The 17,857-nt window shown below is 33.1% G+C and carries 26 protein-coding genes; all 26 read left to right on the forward strand.

Features of this window, described 5'->3' with window-relative positions; translation table 11 throughout:
* The first annotated feature begins 522 nt into the window (after positions 1 to 522).
* The 26 genes from ACFS3A_RS26320 to ACFS3A_RS26445 all read left to right on the forward strand — a co-directional run bounded on the left by ACFS3A_RS26320 (position 523) and on the right by ACFS3A_RS26445 (position 17,781).
* Positions 523 to 1,476, forward strand: a complete 954-nt coding sequence (locus ACFS3A_RS26320) for an SPFH domain-containing protein (RefSeq protein WP_379828652.1) — start codon at positions 523 to 525, stop codon at positions 1,474 to 1,476.
* Positions 1,476 to 1,718, forward strand: coding sequence for a hypothetical protein (locus ACFS3A_RS26325; protein ID WP_379828653.1), 243 nt, complete (start codon positions 1,476 to 1,478; stop codon positions 1,716 to 1,718). Before ACFS3A_RS26320 ends, ACFS3A_RS26325 begins: the two co-directional genes overlap by 1 nt.
* A gap of 11 nt (positions 1,719 to 1,729) precedes the next feature.
* Positions 1,730 to 2,677 (forward strand): hypothetical protein, encoded by a 948-nt coding sequence (locus tag ACFS3A_RS26330; protein ID WP_379828654.1) that lies wholly within the window; start codon positions 1,730 to 1,732, stop codon positions 2,675 to 2,677.
* Between the two features lie 28 nt (positions 2,678 to 2,705).
* Complete coding sequence (locus tag ACFS3A_RS26335) at positions 2,706 to 3,662, forward strand: DUF6620 family protein (protein WP_379828656.1); 957 nt, start codon at positions 2,706 to 2,708, stop codon at positions 3,660 to 3,662.
* A 105-nt stretch (positions 3,663 to 3,767) separates the two neighbouring features.
* Positions 3,768 to 4,517, forward strand: a complete 750-nt coding sequence (locus tag ACFS3A_RS26340) for a DUF2314 domain-containing protein (protein ID WP_379828658.1) — start codon at positions 3,768 to 3,770, stop codon at positions 4,515 to 4,517.
* Positions 4,518 to 4,660: 143 nt separating this feature from the next.
* On the forward strand, positions 4,661 to 5,152 hold the full coding sequence (locus ACFS3A_RS26345) for a TPM domain-containing protein (protein WP_379828660.1): 492 nt from the start codon (positions 4,661 to 4,663) through the stop codon (positions 5,150 to 5,152).
* A gap of 110 nt (positions 5,153 to 5,262) precedes the next feature.
* The gene (locus tag ACFS3A_RS26350) at positions 5,263 to 5,910 is read left to right on the forward strand and encodes a suppressor of fused domain protein (RefSeq protein ID WP_379828662.1); all 648 of its coding nucleotides are present in this window, start codon (positions 5,263 to 5,265) and stop codon (positions 5,908 to 5,910) included.
* A 10-nt stretch (positions 5,911 to 5,920) separates the two neighbouring features.
* The gene (locus tag ACFS3A_RS26355) at positions 5,921 to 6,259 is read left to right on the forward strand and encodes a n-acetylglutamate synthase (RefSeq protein WP_379828664.1); all 339 of its coding nucleotides are present in this window, start codon (positions 5,921 to 5,923) and stop codon (positions 6,257 to 6,259) included.
* Between the two features lie 16 nt (positions 6,260 to 6,275).
* Positions 6,276 to 6,722, forward strand: coding sequence for a hypothetical protein (locus tag ACFS3A_RS26360; protein WP_379828666.1), 447 nt, complete (start codon positions 6,276 to 6,278; stop codon positions 6,720 to 6,722).
* A gap of 88 nt (positions 6,723 to 6,810) precedes the next feature.
* Complete coding sequence (locus tag ACFS3A_RS26365) at positions 6,811 to 7,212, forward strand: DUF1801 domain-containing protein (RefSeq protein ID WP_379828667.1); 402 nt, start codon at positions 6,811 to 6,813, stop codon at positions 7,210 to 7,212.
* Positions 7,213 to 7,305: 93 nt separating this feature from the next.
* Positions 7,306 to 7,977 carry a DUF2625 domain-containing protein gene (locus ACFS3A_RS26370; RefSeq protein ID WP_379828669.1) on the forward strand — a complete coding sequence of 224 codons (672 nt, stop codon included), beginning with the start codon at positions 7,306 to 7,308 and terminating at the stop codon, positions 7,975 to 7,977.
* 249 nt (positions 7,978 to 8,226) lie between these two features.
* On the forward strand, positions 8,227 to 8,859 hold the full coding sequence (locus ACFS3A_RS26375) for a DUF4919 domain-containing protein (protein WP_379828671.1): 633 nt from the start codon (positions 8,227 to 8,229) through the stop codon (positions 8,857 to 8,859).
* 146 nt (positions 8,860 to 9,005) lie between these two features.
* Positions 9,006 to 9,548, forward strand: a complete 543-nt coding sequence (locus ACFS3A_RS26380) for a DUF2975 domain-containing protein (RefSeq protein ID WP_379828673.1) — start codon at positions 9,006 to 9,008, stop codon at positions 9,546 to 9,548.
* Between the two features lie 10 nt (positions 9,549 to 9,558).
* Entirely contained in the window at positions 9,559 to 9,765 is a 207-nt protein-coding gene (locus ACFS3A_RS26385) for a helix-turn-helix domain-containing protein (protein WP_057116634.1), read from the forward strand.
* A 68-nt stretch (positions 9,766 to 9,833) separates the two neighbouring features.
* Complete coding sequence (locus tag ACFS3A_RS26390; RefSeq protein WP_379828675.1) at positions 9,834 to 10,436, forward strand: NAD(P)H-dependent oxidoreductase; 603 nt, start codon at positions 9,834 to 9,836, stop codon at positions 10,434 to 10,436.
* Positions 10,433 to 10,873: a hypothetical protein gene (locus tag ACFS3A_RS26395; protein ID WP_379828677.1), complete on the forward strand. Its 441-nt coding sequence runs from the start codon at positions 10,433 to 10,435 to the stop codon at positions 10,871 to 10,873. Before ACFS3A_RS26390 ends, ACFS3A_RS26395 begins: the two co-directional genes overlap by 4 nt.
* Before the next feature lie 29 nt (positions 10,874 to 10,902).
* The gene (locus tag ACFS3A_RS26400) at positions 10,903 to 11,388 is read left to right on the forward strand and encodes a hypothetical protein (RefSeq protein WP_379828678.1); all 486 of its coding nucleotides are present in this window, start codon (positions 10,903 to 10,905) and stop codon (positions 11,386 to 11,388) included.
* A gap of 127 nt (positions 11,389 to 11,515) precedes the next feature.
* Entirely contained in the window at positions 11,516 to 12,001 is a 486-nt protein-coding gene (locus ACFS3A_RS26405; RefSeq protein WP_379828680.1) for an SRPBCC family protein, read from the forward strand.
* A 111-nt stretch (positions 12,002 to 12,112) separates the two neighbouring features.
* Positions 12,113 to 13,003: an SDR family oxidoreductase gene (locus ACFS3A_RS26410; RefSeq protein ID WP_379828682.1), complete on the forward strand. Its 891-nt coding sequence runs from the start codon at positions 12,113 to 12,115 to the stop codon at positions 13,001 to 13,003.
* Between the two features lie 19 nt (positions 13,004 to 13,022).
* Positions 13,023 to 13,937, forward strand: a complete 915-nt coding sequence (locus ACFS3A_RS26415) for a helix-turn-helix domain-containing protein (protein WP_379828684.1) — start codon at positions 13,023 to 13,025, stop codon at positions 13,935 to 13,937.
* A gap of 67 nt (positions 13,938 to 14,004) precedes the next feature.
* Positions 14,005 to 14,418, forward strand: a complete 414-nt coding sequence (locus ACFS3A_RS26420) for a hypothetical protein (RefSeq protein ID WP_379828686.1) — start codon at positions 14,005 to 14,007, stop codon at positions 14,416 to 14,418.
* 2 nt (positions 14,419 to 14,420) lie between these two features.
* Entirely contained in the window at positions 14,421 to 14,633 is a 213-nt protein-coding gene (locus ACFS3A_RS26425) for an ArsR family transcriptional regulator (RefSeq protein WP_379828688.1), read from the forward strand.
* A gap of 79 nt (positions 14,634 to 14,712) precedes the next feature.
* Complete coding sequence (locus ACFS3A_RS26430) at positions 14,713 to 15,081, forward strand: nuclear transport factor 2 family protein (protein WP_379828690.1); 369 nt, start codon at positions 14,713 to 14,715, stop codon at positions 15,079 to 15,081.
* Positions 15,082 to 15,207: 126 nt separating this feature from the next.
* A complete protein-coding gene (locus ACFS3A_RS26435) occupies positions 15,208 to 16,248 on the forward strand; it encodes a serine hydrolase domain-containing protein (protein WP_379828692.1) in 1,041 nt (346 codons plus the stop codon).
* 7 nt (positions 16,249 to 16,255) lie between these two features.
* A complete protein-coding gene (locus ACFS3A_RS26440; RefSeq protein ID WP_379828694.1) occupies positions 16,256 to 16,681 on the forward strand; it encodes a DUF1801 domain-containing protein in 426 nt (141 codons plus the stop codon).
* Positions 16,678 to 17,781 carry an MBL fold metallo-hydrolase gene (locus tag ACFS3A_RS26445; RefSeq protein WP_379828696.1) on the forward strand — a complete coding sequence of 368 codons (1,104 nt, stop codon included), beginning with the start codon at positions 16,678 to 16,680 and terminating at the stop codon, positions 17,779 to 17,781. Before ACFS3A_RS26440 ends, ACFS3A_RS26445 begins: the two co-directional genes overlap by 4 nt.
* Positions 17,782 to 17,857 lie beyond the last annotated feature (76 nt).

Genomic DNA, 17,857 nt, shown 5'->3' on the forward strand with positions numbered 1-17,857 from the left:
AGCTAAAGTCTTAATCGAAATATGAGTCATAAGCTCGGAGGACCGAATAGTTTACTTTTGCTTCCTTTCTCAATCATAAATCTACTTAAAATTTCAAAAAACAAATCTAAAGGAGGAACGAGGAATCACACTCGGAACTCGACATAGATTGGTAACATTCTACATGGAGTTCTCGCAAAGATTTTTCGTTCATCCAAATGAGAATGTTTTGTATTAAAATCAGATTTGTAAAAACAAGTCGTTTTATTAGGGCGTGTCCCTTCGGGTCAGGCTGTCCGCTATATCTTTTATGGCGAACCCCGCCATAAAAGGATGTCGCTCCCATCCTTCACGCACAATCGTTTTCAAAAAATCTTGTGAGTTAATTACAAAAGCTGTACACCATCAAATCATTTTACAAATTACTTCTCACATTTTACAAAAAAACAACGCCAAACAAAAATTTGTTTAAAACTTTACGTAAGAAAATTTTGTCATTATTTTAGAATCCTTATTTTTATTCTTTTAAAAATAAGATACATAATGAAATTACCTTTTATAGAAATAATAGAAGCCATAACAAGAGATCCCAATTTATTGATGTGGAAATATTCAGATGAAGACAAAGAAATAAAAAACGGAGCTAAATTAACTGTACGAGAAAGTCAGCAAGCCATGTTCTTAAACGAAGGACAACTTGCAGATGTATTCTCTCCGGGGCTTCATACTTTATCTACAGAAAACATTCCGATTCTTAGTAAACTAAAAGGCTGGAAGTACGGATTCGAAAGTCCGTTTAAAGCTGATCTTTATTTTTTCAATACACATCAATTTATCAATAATAAATGGGGCACTCCTGCTCCTATCCTAATGAATGATCCTCAATTTGGACAAATCCGAATTAGGGCTTTTGGAAGCTTCGATCTTAAAATTACCGATGTTACCAAATTCTTTCGTCAATATGCCGGCACTTACAAACAGCTGACCATTTTTGAACTTCAAAGCCAATTAAGGGATTTTATCGCACCAAAATTCGGAGAAGTTTTGGCTAATGAAAATATAACTGTTACTGATGTCGCTGGAAACATAACTCAGTTAGGCAAAAAAATAGAACCTTATCTAAAACCTTATTTTGAACAATTAGGAATTGAACTGACTCAATTTGTCATTACAAGCGTAACCTTACCAGAAGAAGTAACCGCACATTACGACAAAATCACGAATATGAATATGGTAACTGATATGGACAAATTTACCAAATTCAACACTGCAACAGCTATTGGAGATAAAGGAAACGGACTTCACGATGCGACTCAAAATGCAGTAAGCATGGGAATTCTTTTCAATCAGCTTCAACAAAATAAAGAGACTCCAAAACAAGAAACGGGAGACGACATTACTTCTAAACTTCAAAAACTAAAATCATTGTTTGATGCAGGTTTGATAGATGAAAATGAATTCAAAACAAAGAAAACCGAATTATTGAGTCAATTATAATGGAAGAAAAGAAAGTAAATTCATTTTTGAACAGACTTAAAGAGAATGCTCAAAAACAGACTAATTATGGAGGTGAGTTTGAAACAACCGAAGCCAAAATGAACGTCAAAGACTGTCCAAGCTGTGGTGCAGGAAGAGCCAAAGAAGACGGCATAACACATTGCGCCTACTGCGGATTTGAGTTTTTAAACGTAAAACTTACAGACGGATTATATATTAAAAAAGAAGACAATTCAATTTAAAACAACATAACGTGTTCGGATTATTTAATAAATCAAAAGACAAAAACGAAGGAAGTAAAGGATCATATCCCGAATGGTATGCAGAACTTCAGGAATCGCAACAAAGATGGTTTGCTTTTTTGGAAAAATTAGAAGTTAAAATGGAAGAATTGGCAACAGCTTCAATTCCGGAATTAAAACAGCTTTTGCAAGAAGATGAAGATATGTATAAAAGAACTTTTCACAAAGTTTATTCTGGTGTAAACGGTCAGTTAAATAATATTCGTCAAAAAGCCAGAGACACTTACGAAGAAAAAATAAACGATGTTTATTACAATCTCAATTCACAGATTTCTGTTTTAGACAAACATCACAATTTACTTTCTGATTTTAGAAATGCATGTTCTGATCGTCACAACGAATTTGATGATAAATACGATTACTGGAGAAAACAAATTGAAAAAACACAGGAACGTGATTTAGAAATCGAATATCAAAAAATACTAAGCGAATACGAATCAATCAAAAACAAATTCAATTGTACGCAATGCGGCGGAAATATTTTGATTGAGAAAATATTTTTGATCGAAACCTATATTACATGTCCGTATTGCCAGACACAAAATACATTTGCGCCAAGTTCGCAAGGAAGAAATCTACAAAATATTGCCCGGGAATTGGCAGAACAGAGAACAGCACATTTAAATGAAGCTTACGAAACCGAAAAAGACAAAGAGCGCGACTTATACCATCAGCGCCATGAATTGAGTTTGAGCATTATTCATGAATCGAATAAAAAAGTATTAAGCGAAGTTCAGTCTAAAATGGATGATTTGGAAGAACAAAGACAATTTGCCATTCAAAATGCCCCAAAACTTCGTCAGATTTATTTGAGGGCCATGTATGACGAATGGAACAAAATCACTCCGGATTTAAAAGAACACAATGAAAAAATGTACCAGAATCAATTGAAATATTAATAATTTACTAATCCCTAAAAATTGACAAATGTTTAAGAAAATTTTTGGAGCTCTGACAGGAGACAAACAAGAAAACCAAAACTATGAAGCACAGACTTCAAATGAGAAGTACGAAGATGATTATGAAAACAATTATCGGGAAGTAGAATACGATCCGGAAACCTTACACGGAACACATTATACGGTTGACGATTTTGATGCCGAAGTAGCAAAAAGAGCCGAAGCCTGGATTGCAGATGAACGTGCAAACGGTGAAAATCTGGACGAAAAAGACATTCAAAACATCTACTTTAACTACAGAAGAACCGTTTACACAGAGTGGAACAACTGCGATTCTGATCAAATGATTCGTTTTGAACATGCTAATTCTTTAAAATACAGCGGTATTCAGACTTCAGGTTTTGTAAAAGTAGAAGATAATAATCCGTTTTTAGAGCCTGTTCACGGTGTAGATTTAAAAACTTATACCGCAATGTGTCTTAAAATCAGTGCCGGAATCGATTATCTGGAAGTATGTAAAGCGATGGGCTTTGAACCAGTGATCTGGGAAGAACTAAATACAATCTGGCCTCAGCGTATGGGTGAAGATACTTCATTTACGGTTACTACACTTTTCGGACAATATTATGCTGAAAATGTAACAGTTCCTCAATTGGAAAATCTGAAAGCTGAAATTTCAGAAGAAGGAGCTACAAACCTGGAAAAAATCAAAACAGATCGTTATTTCTACGAAGAATTAGCTGGAGCTAGACAAGCAGCATACGAATACGGAATTGATGGTGCGCAGTGGATTCTGGAAAACTTTGGAATCAATCTGGCAGATTTCCAATCTGTAGCCATGCAATGGATGACAGAACAAAACCAAAACTGGAATTCGGAAGATATTATCAAATTCTCCAATTATCAACAGGAAAAACAAAAAGAATACGCTGCAAAATTCGCCGCAGAACAAGGCGGTAATATCGCAGACGATGTTAATTTTTAAATTCTTTTTTGATGATAAAAAAACCGATTTGCAAAAAACAAATCGGTTTTTTATTCGTTTAAAATAACTCATAATTCAGTACAAGTCACTTAAAATACCATACAAATGGAAGAAACAAAAATATTCTACGCCGACGGAGAAAATCCAAAAATGATTGAAGCTTATAAAAAAGCACAAGAAACCTTTAAATATTTCTGGAGAGAATTATCCTGGGAATATCGAAGAATTGTTCCAGGATTGGATGTTGCCTGTGTAAAACTGGCATTCACTCAGGAAATTAATGATGAAACTGTTGTTGAGCACATGTGGATTAATGATGTTAATTTTGATGGCGAAAACATATATGGCATCTTAGTCAATGATCCCGATGAATTAACTAATATAAATAATGGCGACGAAATTGCAATTCCGTTAAACCAGATCAGTGATTGGTTGTTTGCTATCAACGGACAAACTTATGGCGCTTTTACTATACAAGCCATGCGTTCTGAGATGAGCGAAGAAGAAAGAGAATCTCATGATGAAGCCTGGGGATTAGATTTTGGTGATTTTAATGATATTTTGGTAGTAAACGAACAAAAAGAAAAACCGGAAAATCTAATCGAACACCCAATGAGCAAAAACATGAAAGAAAGTCTTATTGAATTCGTAACAAATAATCCTGAAGAAGTAACCCATCAGGATGAATTGGGGTATACTTTTTTACATCGCGAAACAATTGCAGGAAATCAGACTTCTATTGAAGTTTTGTTAGAATCCGGTGCAGATAAAAATGCTAAAACCGAAAATGGCAAAACGGCACTAGATTTTGCCAAAGAACTCAAATGGGATCATTTACTGCCTTTATTACAATAAAATTTTAAAAATCCGGTTTGTTTTAAATCGGATTTTTTTATGGTCTCTATTAGAAATAAATATTTATTTTTCATAACAAATTGAACACTGATTTTTAATAATAAAGACTTAATTTTGCGACGCCCAAATCACTGATATCTGCCATGAAAAAATTAATACTTCTTTTTGTAATTACTTTTGTTTTTCCTCTTCGATTTTCTGCGCAAACCAAACCGGAAACTTCAGTAATTTTCGCAAAATCGTACGACTATGTAAATGATTTTGAAAAAATTATGAATCCAAATCAGGTTAAGAATCTGACAGATTTTTTAAAATCCAGTGAAGCAAAAACAAAAAGCAAAATCCTCATTGTAACCACCTCTTCCATAAGCCCTTACACTGACTTAACCGATTATTCTTTAGAACTCGACAAATATTTACTTTCCAAATTAAAAATCGATACTTCAATTTTAATTGTTATCAGCAAACAATTAAGACAAATTCAGGTTCAGGGAGTTGATAAAATACGTGCAAAAATGAGCGATCAGGAAATGAAAGACATCATTTCAACCTACGTTGTTCCCGAACTAAAAAAAGGAGATTATTATAAAGGCTTACAACTTGGTAGTGAACAGCTTGTTAAAAAAATACAATAAAAATTAAAATCCGATATGCTATTGCATCTCGGATTTTTTTTTTTGCACCAAACTCTCTTTTCTCCGATAAAAACAATATCTTGTCTATTCTATAAACTATAACCATAAATATGAATTTAGAAGACTATAAAAAAGAATTTTCAGAAGATGATTCGGTTGGCTGGCTGGAAATCGACAAAGAATTCGATCGTCTGTATCCGGATCAGGAACCTAAACATTTTGCACCGGCAATTAGTTATATGCTTGGAGGAGACAACCCTCTTGATGGTGTCAGCTATTACGAAAGCAAAACACAAGAAGATCATTATCATTTTATCACTTACGGCTTTTCTGAACTCTATTATAATGAAGAAAAAGCAGGTGGCGAATATAGCAAATGGGGATTTGAACTTACCTTTAGATTAAAACCTTTTGAAGCCGATAACGAAAACCCAAGCTGGGCCGTGGCTTTTTTACAAAATATTGCTAAATATGTTTTTAGCAGTGGCAATTGGTTTGAAGAATTTCATTATATGCCGGCAAACGGACCAATTCGTTTAAATACTGACACTGATATTACCGCTTTAGTTTTTGTTACTGATCCCGAAATAGAAAAGAAACAAACGCCTCACGGAGAAGTTTCGTTTTTACAAATCGTGGGAATAACTACTGCAGAATATGAACATATTAAAGAAAATCCTGAAAGCGTAGAAGAATTAGTAAAGAAACTGAGAGAAAACAATCCGTTATTAATTACAGATTTAAATCGAAAAGAATAAGTTTAACCAAATGATTAACTATAACAATAAAATTTTCAAACCTGTAAGTAACAGCGAAAATGGAGAAACTTCCAACGAAACTACATTTCTCTACAAACAAAAAGGCAATATCTTAACTTCTGAATATTCAGGAGGAAAAATTGTTTCAGGTCATTTAATTGGGCTGGTAGACGATCAGGGAAATATAGAAATGCGCTATCATCAGGTCAATGAAACAGGCGAATTGATGACTGGAATCTGCACTTCTACACCAGAAATTTCAGAAAATGGAAAAATAAGACTTCACGAAATCTGGCAATGGACATCGGGAGACCACTCCAAAGGAAATTCCATAATCGAAGAACAATAATATTTAAATCTATAAAATGAAAAAAATTCTTGTACTCTTTCTTTTTCTAACAGGCATTTCATATTCGCAAACTAAGAAAGATATCCTGATAGGAAATTGGCAGGCAACTGATAAAAGTGGTGTAAAAAACAAAATGGTTTTCAGTAACGATGGTTTTGTTTCTATGTCTATAAACGGTGAGTTTATCGATGGAAAAAACTTTGTAGTTAAAGGTGGAAAAAACGATGGACAGAAAGGCACTCTAAAATATGAAATCGACGAATCAACCATACCAATTAAAATGGATATTATAGCTTCTAGTCTTGAAAAAGGAAAAGCTGTCGAAAAAGGAAGACTGTTAGCGATAGTAGATTTTATAAATAATGATGAAATTAAAATCAACCTTAGCCTAAATCAAACCAGAGCTACAGAATTTAATGAAACTAATGAAGACAGTACAGTTTTATTGCAGAGAGACAAATAATCGTTTGGTAATTTATATTAACAACAACTCTTAAAAATCCAAAAAAATTGATTTGTAAAAGATATGGTGTAACTAAATAGTAGAAATCATGAATCAGGAAATTCAAAATTACAATGATTCTCAAACGGAATCAGATAAAGCAATTTGCGATATTCTCTACAAAATTATAAACCAAAACTTAGCCGGTGCCGAAAATAAAATCTGGCACGCTCATCCGGTTTGGTTTTTAGATGGAAATCCGATTGCAGGTTATAGTAAATTAAAAAATTCTGTCAGATTGCTTTTTTGGAGCGGACAATCTTTTGATGAAGAAAAACTGCAAAACGAAGGTTCGTTTAAAGCCGCCGAAATTCGATATACCGATTCTGATCAAATCAATGAAGAAGATCTGAAACGCTGGCTCAAAAAGAGCATTGAAATTCAATGGGATTATAAAAACCTTATAAAACGTAAAGGAGTCCTGATTCGATTAATGACTAAACCCTATTAACTCAAAACCATATTAACCCCAAAAACCAAAATGAAATTTCTCTCTTTAACCGCCTTTTTTCTTTTATCCACAATAACTTTTTCACAAACAAAAATGCGCCCAGTAAACGAATTAATAGATCAAAATGAATCAGGATGGAAACTTGTAAAAGAATGGATTGATACCGCCAAAAACAAAGTTGAAATTCTTCCCGCCGATCCGCAAAAAGCAAAAGATGCTTTGTATCAGACACAAGTAACTACAAATTCGCCAATGGGAGCCGTAATCTACAAAACTGGCGGAATACTAATCGATAACGGCTGGATCAGAATTTTAGGTTCCGGAAGCACAAAATTGAGCCGTAGTCTTCCCGCTTGGAACAAAGGAAAATCTTTTACAGAAGCCGGAGAAACGCATGCTTTTCTCTTAATTGCAGACGATGCCCTGGGTGGATTTTATGTACTAAACGGAGGCGCCTTAGGAAAAGATCTTGGTAAAGTATATTATTTCTCACCTGATAATTTAGAATATGAACCTCTTGACATTTCCTATTCTGAGTTTTTAGGTTTCTGTTTTGCAAATGATTTGGACAAATTTTACGCAGGAAGTCGTTGGGAAAACTGGAAAAAAGAAGTCTCAGAACTACAAGGAGACCAGGTTTTTAATTTTTACCCTTTTTTATGGACAGAAGAAGGAAGTGATATTAATAAAGTACAAAGAAAAATCATTCCTGTTGAAGAACAATACAGCCTTAATCTCGATTTAAGAAAACAACTTGGACATTAAATAAAGATATGGGCGTGTCCCTCCGGGTCAGGCTGTCTGCTAAATTCCCGATTAACAAAAACTACGGCTAAAAAGCCTTGTTTTTCTAAATCGGGAGATATCGCTCCCATCCTTCACGCATTCGTTTTCATAAGCCCATTTTGCGTGAAAATAATTTGTATTTTAGTAAGATCAGAACTACAACCTAAAACCTTCTAAATCATGCTAAAACAATTTATCTTTCTCCTTATTTTTTGTTTCGGGATTCAAATGAATTCTCAAGAAACTGGTTTTACCACTCCTGATTACAAAGCCATCGAAAAAGAAATAACCAATAAAAATTCAAAGTTTTACTATCCAAAATTAATGGAAAGGCTCACAAAAAATGATACACTTTTAACGCATGAAGAATACCGTCATTTGTATCTGGGTTATGTTTTCCAGCCTAAATATGATGCTTTTTGGAAATCACCAGATGAAGAAAAACTAAATACGCTTTACAATAAAGAAAAATTGGAAACTTCGGATTACGATGAAATCATTAAATTATCAAATCATTCCTTAAGTGACTTTCCTTTTGATTTAAGACAGTTGAATTATCTTTCGTATATCTATCATTTAAAAGGAGACGAATCGGCTTCAAAAATTGCCTCTTTCAAATTTCACAGTATCATGAATGTCATTCTGTCTTCCGGTGATGGAAAAAAATGTGAAACCGGTTTTCATGTTTTGCTGGTGGAACACGAATATGCGCTTTTAAATCTTTTTGAAATCAAGCCAAATGGACAATCTTTAGTCAAAAATTGTGATTATCTCAGTTTTGAAAAAGGAGCTTACAATATAGATGGCATTTATTTTAATATCGAAAAAATGCTGGAAAACGAAAGAAAATCACTTCGCTAAATAAAATTTCAAATAAACGATTATTAAAAAAATTAGAGCTTCAATAAGATTTCTTATTGAAGCTTTTTTTTGATTAAAATTATATTTTTATTGTTTATCGATAAATTTTTATTATTTTAGCACTCTAAACTTTAATCTAAACTACAATGGAAATTAAAATTGGAACAGCACAGATCCTAAAAATTTTGAATATTTTCTCGTGGATCATTTTTATCGGATTATGCGTAGAAGCCGGAATGTATCTTTTTAACGGAATTTATACCATGACTATAAATTCGTACAATGCCCGTTTTTTAAACTTACTGGATATTTATAATTACAGTACTTCTTTTTACATTCAGGAAATTTGTTTTGTTAGTATTGTGGCTATCTTAAAAGCAATTATGTTTTATTTAATTGTCAAAATGCTGCATGAAAAAAAAATAAATCTTACACAGCCTTTCACAGCCGAAATGGGACGTTTTATCTCTTATCTTTCCTATTTGGCCTTTGGAATTGGTTTATTCTCCCTTTGGGCTGCAAAATTCAATACCTGGTTAATTACAAATAAGGTAAAAGTTCCGACATTAGAAAGCTTAAATCTGGAAGGCGGAAGTGTATGGATATTTATGGCAATTATACTTTTTGTTATCGGACAGATTTTTAAAAGAGGAATCGAAATACAATCTGAGATTGAATTAACTATCTAATCAAAAAATTATGCCTATTATAGTAAATTTAGACGTCATGATGGCAAAAAGAAAAATGTCATTAAATGAACTTTCAGAAAAAGTAGATTTGACTCTGTCGAATCTTTCGATTTTAAAAACAGGAAAAGCAAAAGCGATTCGTTTCAGTACTCTGGAAGCAATTTGTAAAGTCTTAGATTGTCAGCCCGGAGATATTTTAGAATTCTCCGAAGAATAATTTTTTATTACACTCATTAGAATTAATTTGTATTTTCGTACAAAAATCAATCTTCAAATTATCTAAAAATGAATATACTAATTGTTTACGTGCATCCAAGCAGAAAATCGTACACTTTTCAGGTTTTAGAAAGATTGAAATCGGTTTTAGCTGTAGAAAAATGGAATGTTGAAATCTCGGATCTATACGCTTCTAATTTCATCAGCGACATGACTGAAGAAGAATACGAACGGGAAGGTTTTGCCAAAACACAACTTCCAATTCCGGCAGATGTTTTAAAAGAGCAGGAAAAATTAGAAAAAGCCGACTGTGTTGTTTTTCTTTATCCGGTTTGGTGGAGCGATTGTCCTGCCAAATTAAAAGGCTGGTTTGACCGCGTTTATTCTGTTGGATACGCTTACGGACAAAATGAGACTTCCAGGAAAATGAAAACCCTTCCGCTTGGCCTTGTAATTTGTACAGCCGGACATCCGAATGCTTTTTTAAACGAAATCGAAATTGCGCAAAGCATGGAAAAAATTATGCTGGAAGACCGACTTGGAAAACGCTTCGAAAATAAGGAAATGCTTATTCTTGGCGGTACGTTAGAACTTGAAAAAGTAATGTCAGAACATTTTAAACTAATTAATCAAATCCCAAAAAAAATTAAATCTCAAATCTATTTCCAATGATACAAGAAGAAAATGTAGAAAAATCAGTTTTTGAAGAAATCCCAACAGAAAAAATTTATTCAGAAAAAGCTATCCGTATTGCAACATTCTTTGCAGGACCACTTGTAGCCGGTTACTGTATTGCAGAAAATTTTAAAGTTTTTAATGACAAGGAAAAAGCTCAAAAAACCTGGATAATTACCGCCATCATATCTTTTTTTATAGTTTGTCTGGTTTTTCTTTTACCTGAAAATTTCCCTTCTATAATTTTTCCAATTATTTACTCTTTTATTGCTTCTTACTTTTTAAAAACATATCAGGAAAAGAACATTCAAAACCATTTGACTAATGGCGGAGAAACTTATAATGGCTGGAGAATGACTGTAATTGGACTTGTTAGTTTGCTTACTTTTTTAGCAGTAATTGTAGGCCTGCTTTTAGTTGGCGACAGTCTTTAAGCAAAACTTAGAAAAACAGCGCTTAAAACATGAACCTACAAAAAATAAAAGTTTATCATTTATTTTGGATTGTTTCTTTACTTATTGTAATAATTGGAATTACACAAAATAATAATCTAAAAGCAACTTTAGATATTAATATTCATGATACTTATTTTGTAGTGCGAAATAGTGATGCCACAATATTTCTTTTTGTCTGTTATTTTTTAATTGGATTAGGCTATTGGTTAGTTCAAAAAGTATTCAAAAAACGATTAGTTAAGTATTTAACTATAATTCATTCGTCAATTTTAATTGGGAGTTTTATTTTTTATTGGATGGTAGTCCTATTAGTTAAGCTACAACTGAATGATCGCACTTATAATTATTCTGATGATCATGAAATTATCAATATTATCTTGATAATTGAATTTTTAATAACCATCTTTATCGCAACACCAATTTATATTATCAATTTATTAATTGGTATTTTAAGAAAAGGACAAACAAGAATAAATTCAGCTGAAAAAGTCTAAACTCTAAAATTTAAAATCTAAAATTAATCCTTGTCCGAAACACACCTTACTTTTGTCTTTTAAACACCTCAACTATTTGATTTTTAGATTGTAATTTTACTTTACTAATTTTCTAAATCAATTTAAAATGAGTACTCACGATTTTACCACAAAAATAATAGTTGACCAATCTTCCGAAGAAGTTTTTAAAGCAGTACAAAACGTTCGGGGCTGGTGGTCGGAAGAGATTGAAGGAAAAACAACCAATTTAAATGATGAATTCGATTATCATTATGAAGATGTTCACCGCTGTAAAATTAAACTTATTGAAGTAATTCCGAATCAAAAAATCGTATGGTTTATTGAACATAATTACTTCAAATTTACAGAAGACAAAACAGAATGGACAGGAACAAAACCTACTTTTGAAATCAAAGAAAAAGAAGGAAAAACAGAACTGACTTTTACCCATTTCGGATTAGTCCCGGAATACGAATGTTTTGAAATCTGCCGAGATGCATGGACAAACTACATCCAGAATAGTTTGAAAAAACTAATCGAAACCGGAAAAGGCGAACCCAACGCAACAGGAAAACCGCAGACAGAAAACGAGAAGAAATTGTCAGCAAATTAAACTTAGTACCTTAGTATCTTAGAAGCTAAAAAAAGCTACAACAACAATAGATTTGGATACATCATTTGTTTAGATGTTGCACAACTTTGTAACATCTAAAATTCAGAACAAATGAAAATTACAATTACAGGTTCTTTAGGGAACATTAGCAAACCATTAGCCACAGAGCTAATACAAAAAGGACACTCCGTTACTGTAGTCACGAGTAGTTCAGAAAGAAAAGAAGAAATTGAAACACTTGGAGCAGAAACCGCTATTGGTTCTGTTGAAGATACTGCTTTCTTAACTGAGGTTTTTAAAGGTTCAGATGCTGTGTACTGCATGATTCCGCGTGCCAATTATTTTGATCCGAATCTTGATTTGGATGCCTTTACACGAAAAATTGGAAACAATTATGCCGAAGCTATCCGAAAATCAGGTGTAAAACGGGTTGTTTTTTTGAGCAGCATTGGGGCACATTTAGAACAAAATTCAGGAATTATTCAGCGTTATAATGAAATTGAATCTGTTTTAAATACACTTTCAGAGGTTTCGATAACATTCATGCGTCCAACTTCTTTCTATTACAATTTACTGGCTTATATTCCGATGATTAAAAATCAGGGATTTATCGCTGCCAATTATGGAGCTGACCAACTAATTCCGTGGGTTTCTCCAAATGATATTGCAGAAGCAATTGCAGAAGAATTAACAACTCCGCTTGACGGAAGAAAAATCCGTTACGTTGCCAGCGAAGAATTAACCGGAAATGAAACTGTCAAAATTCTTGGCGAAGCAATTGGAAAACCAGACTTAAAATGGGTTTTAATTAGTGATGAAGAAACTTTTAATGGCCTGGTAAACATCGGAATGCAGCCAAAAATTGCACAAGGTCTTACAGAAATGTACGCTGGACTTTATAATGGTACTTTGGGAGAGGATTATTATAAAAACAGACCTTCTCAAATGGGAAAAACAAAACTTGCAGATTATGCAAAGGAATTTGCTGCAATCTATAATTAAAAAATAAGTATCTTAGGTTATGGCAAATCAACAACCACAAAGAGTAAAAAGCATAAGCGAATTTCATGAGTTTCGGGATTTGCCAAAACCTGAGCATCCGTTAGTAAGTGTTTACAATTTTGAAGATCTTAAATACCTTAACGAAGAGGAACCAAAAAGTCTGATTCTTGATTTTTATTCCATCGCACTCAAAAGAAACGCGAATGCCAAAATGCGTTACGGCCAGCAGGAATATGACTTTAAAGAGGGCGTTTTATTATTTATTGCTCCGGGTCAGGTATTTTCTATAGAAGGAAATGCCGAATTGCAGCATACCGGATATTCGTTACTTATTCATCCTGATTTTTTATGGAATACTCCTCTTGCTCAAAAAATTAAACAATACGAATACTTTGGATACGAGGTTCATGAAGCATTACACATGTCTGACAAAGAAGAAAAAATGATTATTGATATCATGAAAAATATTCAGCACGAATATCAGTCTAATATCGATAAATTTAGCCAGGACGTGATTATTGCCCAAATTGATCTACTACTCACCTATTCTGAACGTTTTTATAATCGACAATTTATAACCCGAAAAATAAATAATCATGAAATTCTGGGACGTTTGGAAAAACTTCTGGAAAATTTTTTCAGTGATAATTCCCTTACCAAAAAGGGACTTCCGACAGTACAATATATTGCCGAAAATTTAAATGTTTCTCCCAATTATTTAAGCGGGTTATTAAAACATCTTACAGGACAAAGCACACAACAACACATTCATGACAAATTGATCGAAAAGGCAAAAGAGAAACTTTCGACCACAAATTTGTCTATTAGCGAAATTGCTTTCGAATTAGGTTTTGAGCATCAACAATCATTCAGTAAATTATTTAAAACAAAGACCAATTTTTCTCCTTTAGAATTCAGACAATCATTTAATTAAAAAAGCATACTCAGCTGAGAGTTTTCAAAAAATCTTCCTAAATTCGTTGTACTAAAATACGAAATTTATGAATCCACTTTTTAGAAACACGTTGGCCGTTCTTGCAGGTCTTATTATTGGTAGTATTGTCAATATGACCATTCTTTCAATTAGTGGATCAATAATTCCCCCTCCAAATGGTACAGACGTTACAACAACTGAAGGTTTACAGGCAACCATGCATTTGTTTGAACCTAAACATTTTCTGTTTCCATTTCTTGCACACGCCATCGGAACTTTTGCCGGAGCACTTACAACAGCTTTAATTGCAGTTTCGAACAAAACAAAACTAGCCTTTTTTATTGGAGCCTTCTTTTTGTTTGGAGGAATTGTAATGGTTTATACTTTACCGTCTCCTGTTTGGTTTAGCATTATAGATTTAGTTTTTGCTTACATTCCGACAGCTTATCTGGCTTCTAGAATTGCTTCAAAAAAGAAATAATCATGAGTACTGAATCTTCTGTAAAACCGGCCAAAAAGTGCTATGAACATCTCGGTGGCAAACTTGGCGAACTACTTTTGGAAAACTTTGCCGATAAAAACTGGATTGCAAAAAAATCACCTTCAGATAAACATTTTTACATTACAGAATTAGGTGAAAAAGAGTTTTCTAAACTGGGAATTGACCTCACAAAAATCAAATCAGAGACAATTTAATTTTATAAAATTCAAGTCATTTTCTGCAATAATTGTAGCCCTTTATTTCATACCTTAGTTTGCTTTAAAATCTTGAATTATGACTAAGAAAGAAATCGCTAAAAACTTCCTGAATCTTGCTGCAAAAGGGCATTCGCACGAAGGTTTTCGATTGTATGTCGGAAAGAATTTCAAACATCATAATGCCCACTTCAAAGGCGATGCCGAAACTTTAATGCTTGCTATGGAAGAATCTGCACGAACAAATCCGAATAAGATTTTTAAAATTCATCATATTCTGGAAGACGAAAATTTGGTTGCAGTACATTCTCATCTCAAACAAACTCCTACTGACATTGGTTTTGCAGTAGTGCACATTCTAAAATTCAAAGAAGATAAAATCATAGAACTTTGGGATTTAGGTCAGCCAATCCCCAAAGATACTATTAACGAAAACGGAATGTTCTAAATATTCTTTTTGTTTCAGGTTTCACGTTTTGTACAGAACCTGAAACCTGAAACTTGAAACCTGAAACTTGAAACCTGAAACTTGAAACTTTAAACCTGAAACCCGAAACAACCTCTCAATAAACTAATGAACTTTATTACTAAAACCGCTCTATTATTACTTTTCACCTTTAGCAGCAGTCATTCATCGGCACAAAAAAAATACGATTACAAAAAAAGCATTGACAGCTTGATTCAAAATACAAATCCGGTTTTTAATGGTGTTGTCGTTGTTTCTCAAAACGGAAAAACGCTGTATTCCAAAGTTAAAGGATATTCGAATTTTGAAACTAAAAAACCTCTGACATTAGACAGTCAATTTGAAATCATGTCGAACAGCAAACAAATTGCTGCTGTTCTGGTTTTGCTGGAAGTAGAAAAAGGAAAGGTGGATTTAAATTCTCCTATAAAAAAATATTTACCAGAATTAAAACAAAGCTGGGCTGATTCTGTTACAGTTCATCAGCTTTTAAATCATTCACATGGAATAGTCGGTTTAGAGAAACCATTAGCTTTTAAACCCGGAACCAATTTTAAATACGGTAACCTAAGTTTTGGTCTAATTGGTAAAATTGTAGAATTCAGCACAAAAAAAAGTTATACAGAAGTTGCTGAAACCCTTTTTAAGAAATTAAAAATGAACCATACTTTTTGTTATTCAAAAGAAAAAGCTCAAAATAGCGTAACTGGATATTATAATATCAAAGACACTTTGAATCCAGTAAGTAAAACTCAGATTACTCCTGAAAGTTTAGGTGCTGATGGAATACTTTCAACTGCGGGCGATTTAACGATTTGGAATAATAATCTTCATAAAGGCAAAATTTTGAAACCCGAATTATATCAATTGCTCATTAAAAATTCAATTTTGTCACAGCACAATTTCTTTGGAAAAGAAAAAGACGGTTATGGTTACGGAATTAGAACTATAGAAAAAGAAAAATTCAAATATCTTGGTCATACCGGTCTTGGAGACGGATTTTCTTCTGTAAATTTATACTTTCCAGAAAGTGATATTAGTTTGATCGTTGTAGAAAACCAAATGAATGATGATTCTAATTTATTTTATGCTTCTGAATTTAAAATCAAAAACATTCTTTTTAAAAGTGATTTGTTAAACAAAAAATAAATTCAAAATGGCTGTCAATAAAACCACTGAAACTACAAGCAGCGTTACAGACTTTATTAATGCTGTAGAAAATGAAGTAAAAAGAAACGACGCTTTTGAACTTCTTAAAATAATACAGGAAATTACCGGTTTTGAACCCAAAATGTGGGGGCCAAGTATTATTGGTTTTGGAAGTTACCATTACAAATACGAAAGCGGTCATGAAGGCGATGCACCTTTAGCCGGTTTTTCGCCGAGAAAAACAGCAATGACTGTTTATTTTTATCTACCTGAAAAAGAAAGAGAAGAACTTTTGCCTAAACTTGGCAAACATACTTCTTCTAAAGCCTGTATTTACATTAAAAAATTAGCCGATATCGATATGGAGATCTTAAAAAAGATAATTTTACTTTCGATTGATTATACTCAAAATTTATATCCTCCAAATAAATGATCACATTTTTAATTCTATTAGCACTAATAGCACTTGCTCTTTACCGATTTTTGGAACATCCTAAATTTGGGAAAGCGCCTTCCGGCGAAAGACTGACTTTAATTCAGAATTCGCCTCAATACAAAAACGGCAAATTCGAAAATCAGAGTTTCACTCCAGACCTTGCAGAAGGAGCAAGTATGGCTGGAGTTTTGTTTGAATTTTTCTTTAAAAAAGTAGAACGAAAAATTCCAACCGATTTAATTCCGTCCGTAAAAACCAATTTACATGAATTACCAATTGATCAGGATGTTTTGGTTTGGTTTGGGCACTCGTCTTACTTTATTCAGCTTGAAGGAAAGCGTTTTTTGATTGATCCGGTTTTTAGTGGAAACGCCTCTCCCATTCCCGGTACAACAAAATCGTTTAAAGGAAGTGACATTTATACAGTCGAAGATCTTCCTGAAATTGATTATTTACTGATTACACACGATCATTACGATCATTTGGATTATGATACAATTCTGAAATTAAAACCTAAAACAAAAGAAATAATTACAGCTCTTGGAGTAGGTTCACACTTTGAGTTTTGGGGATTTCCTTCAGAAAATATTGTGGAGAAAGACTGGTATTCCAAAATCGAACTGGATGAAAATCTAACGCTTCACACTGCGCCATCAAGACACTTTTCAGGCAGAAGTTTTAAAAGATGTAATACGCTTTGGACTTCTTTCATTTTAGAAACTAAAGATTTTAAAATGTATTTGGGTGGAGATAGCGGCTACGATACTCATTTTGCTGAAATAGGAGAAAAATATGGTCCTTTTGATGTTGCTTTACTTGATAATGGTCAATACAACGAAAAATGGAAATATATTCACAATATGCCGGAAGACGTGATAAAAGCAATGAAAGATTTAAAAGCCAAAAGAGTTTTTCCCGTACATTCTTCTAAGTTTTCTTTATCGCTTCATTCCTGGGATGAACCTTTACTTAAAGTAACAGAATTGAATAGTTTAAGCGAAAATCCTATTCCGCTTATAACCCCAATGATTGGTGAAAAAGTAGAACTAAAAAATAACAATCAGGAATTTAAACAATGGTGGAAAGGGGTGAATTAATTGTTAATGATTGATGGTGAAATGTGAAATGCAATTACAACCTGAAACTTGAAACCTGAAACCTGAAACCAAAAAA

Origin of the sequence: Flavobacterium notoginsengisoli (assembly GCF_042686225.1) — a bacterium.
Classification (GTDB): domain Bacteria; phylum Bacteroidota; class Bacteroidia; order Flavobacteriales; family Flavobacteriaceae; genus Flavobacterium; species Flavobacterium notoginsengisoli.

Bases quoted from the DNA above. Each gene is read 5' to 3' on its own strand.
- ACFS3A_RS26320 (WP_379828652.1), top strand. From the start codon at position 523: ATGAAATTACCTTTTATAGAAATAATAGAAGCCATAACAAGAGATCCC.
- ACFS3A_RS26325 (WP_379828653.1), top strand. From the start codon at position 1,476: ATGGAAGAAAAGAAAGTAAATTCATTTTTGAACAGACTTAAAGAGAAT.
- ACFS3A_RS26335 (WP_379828656.1), top strand. From the start codon at position 2,706: ATGTTTAAGAAAATTTTTGGAGCTCTGACAGGAGACAAACAAGAAAAC.
- ACFS3A_RS26340 (WP_379828658.1), top strand. From the start codon at position 3,768: ATGGAAGAAACAAAAATATTCTACGCCGACGGAGAAAATCCAAAAATG.
- ACFS3A_RS26345 (WP_379828660.1), top strand. From the start codon at position 4,661: ATGAAAAAATTAATACTTCTTTTTGTAATTACTTTTGTTTTTCCTCTT.
- ACFS3A_RS26350 (WP_379828662.1), top strand. From the start codon at position 5,263: ATGAATTTAGAAGACTATAAAAAAGAATTTTCAGAAGATGATTCGGTT.
- ACFS3A_RS26355 (WP_379828664.1), top strand. From the start codon at position 5,921: ATGATTAACTATAACAATAAAATTTTCAAACCTGTAAGTAACAGCGAA.
- ACFS3A_RS26360 (WP_379828666.1), top strand. From the start codon at position 6,276: ATGAAAAAAATTCTTGTACTCTTTCTTTTTCTAACAGGCATTTCATAT.
- ACFS3A_RS26365 (WP_379828667.1), top strand. From the start codon at position 6,811: ATGAATCAGGAAATTCAAAATTACAATGATTCTCAAACGGAATCAGAT.
- ACFS3A_RS26370 (WP_379828669.1), top strand. From the start codon at position 7,306: ATGCGCCCAGTAAACGAATTAATAGATCAAAATGAATCAGGATGGAAA.
- ACFS3A_RS26375 (WP_379828671.1), top strand. From the start codon at position 8,227: ATGAATTCTCAAGAAACTGGTTTTACCACTCCTGATTACAAAGCCATC.
- ACFS3A_RS26380 (WP_379828673.1), top strand. From the start codon at position 9,006: ATGGAAATTAAAATTGGAACAGCACAGATCCTAAAAATTTTGAATATT.
- ACFS3A_RS26385 (WP_057116634.1), top strand. From the start codon at position 9,559: ATGCCTATTATAGTAAATTTAGACGTCATGATGGCAAAAAGAAAAATG.
- ACFS3A_RS26390 (WP_379828675.1), top strand. From the start codon at position 9,834: ATGAATATACTAATTGTTTACGTGCATCCAAGCAGAAAATCGTACACT.
- ACFS3A_RS26395 (WP_379828677.1), top strand. From the start codon at position 10,433: ATGATACAAGAAGAAAATGTAGAAAAATCAGTTTTTGAAGAAATCCCA.
- ACFS3A_RS26400 (WP_379828678.1), top strand. From the start codon at position 10,903: ATGAACCTACAAAAAATAAAAGTTTATCATTTATTTTGGATTGTTTCT.
- ACFS3A_RS26405 (WP_379828680.1), top strand. From the start codon at position 11,516: ATGAGTACTCACGATTTTACCACAAAAATAATAGTTGACCAATCTTCC.
- ACFS3A_RS26410 (WP_379828682.1), top strand. From the start codon at position 12,113: ATGAAAATTACAATTACAGGTTCTTTAGGGAACATTAGCAAACCATTA.
- ACFS3A_RS26415 (WP_379828684.1), top strand. From the start codon at position 13,023: ATGGCAAATCAACAACCACAAAGAGTAAAAAGCATAAGCGAATTTCAT.
- ACFS3A_RS26420 (WP_379828686.1), top strand. From the start codon at position 14,005: ATGAATCCACTTTTTAGAAACACGTTGGCCGTTCTTGCAGGTCTTATT.
- ACFS3A_RS26425 (WP_379828688.1), top strand. From the start codon at position 14,421: ATGAGTACTGAATCTTCTGTAAAACCGGCCAAAAAGTGCTATGAACAT.
- ACFS3A_RS26430 (WP_379828690.1), top strand. From the start codon at position 14,713: ATGACTAAGAAAGAAATCGCTAAAAACTTCCTGAATCTTGCTGCAAAA.
- ACFS3A_RS26435 (WP_379828692.1), top strand. From the start codon at position 15,208: ATGAACTTTATTACTAAAACCGCTCTATTATTACTTTTCACCTTTAGC.
- ACFS3A_RS26440 (WP_379828694.1), top strand. From the start codon at position 16,256: ATGGCTGTCAATAAAACCACTGAAACTACAAGCAGCGTTACAGACTTT.
- ACFS3A_RS26445 (WP_379828696.1), top strand. From the start codon at position 16,678: ATGATCACATTTTTAATTCTATTAGCACTAATAGCACTTGCTCTTTAC.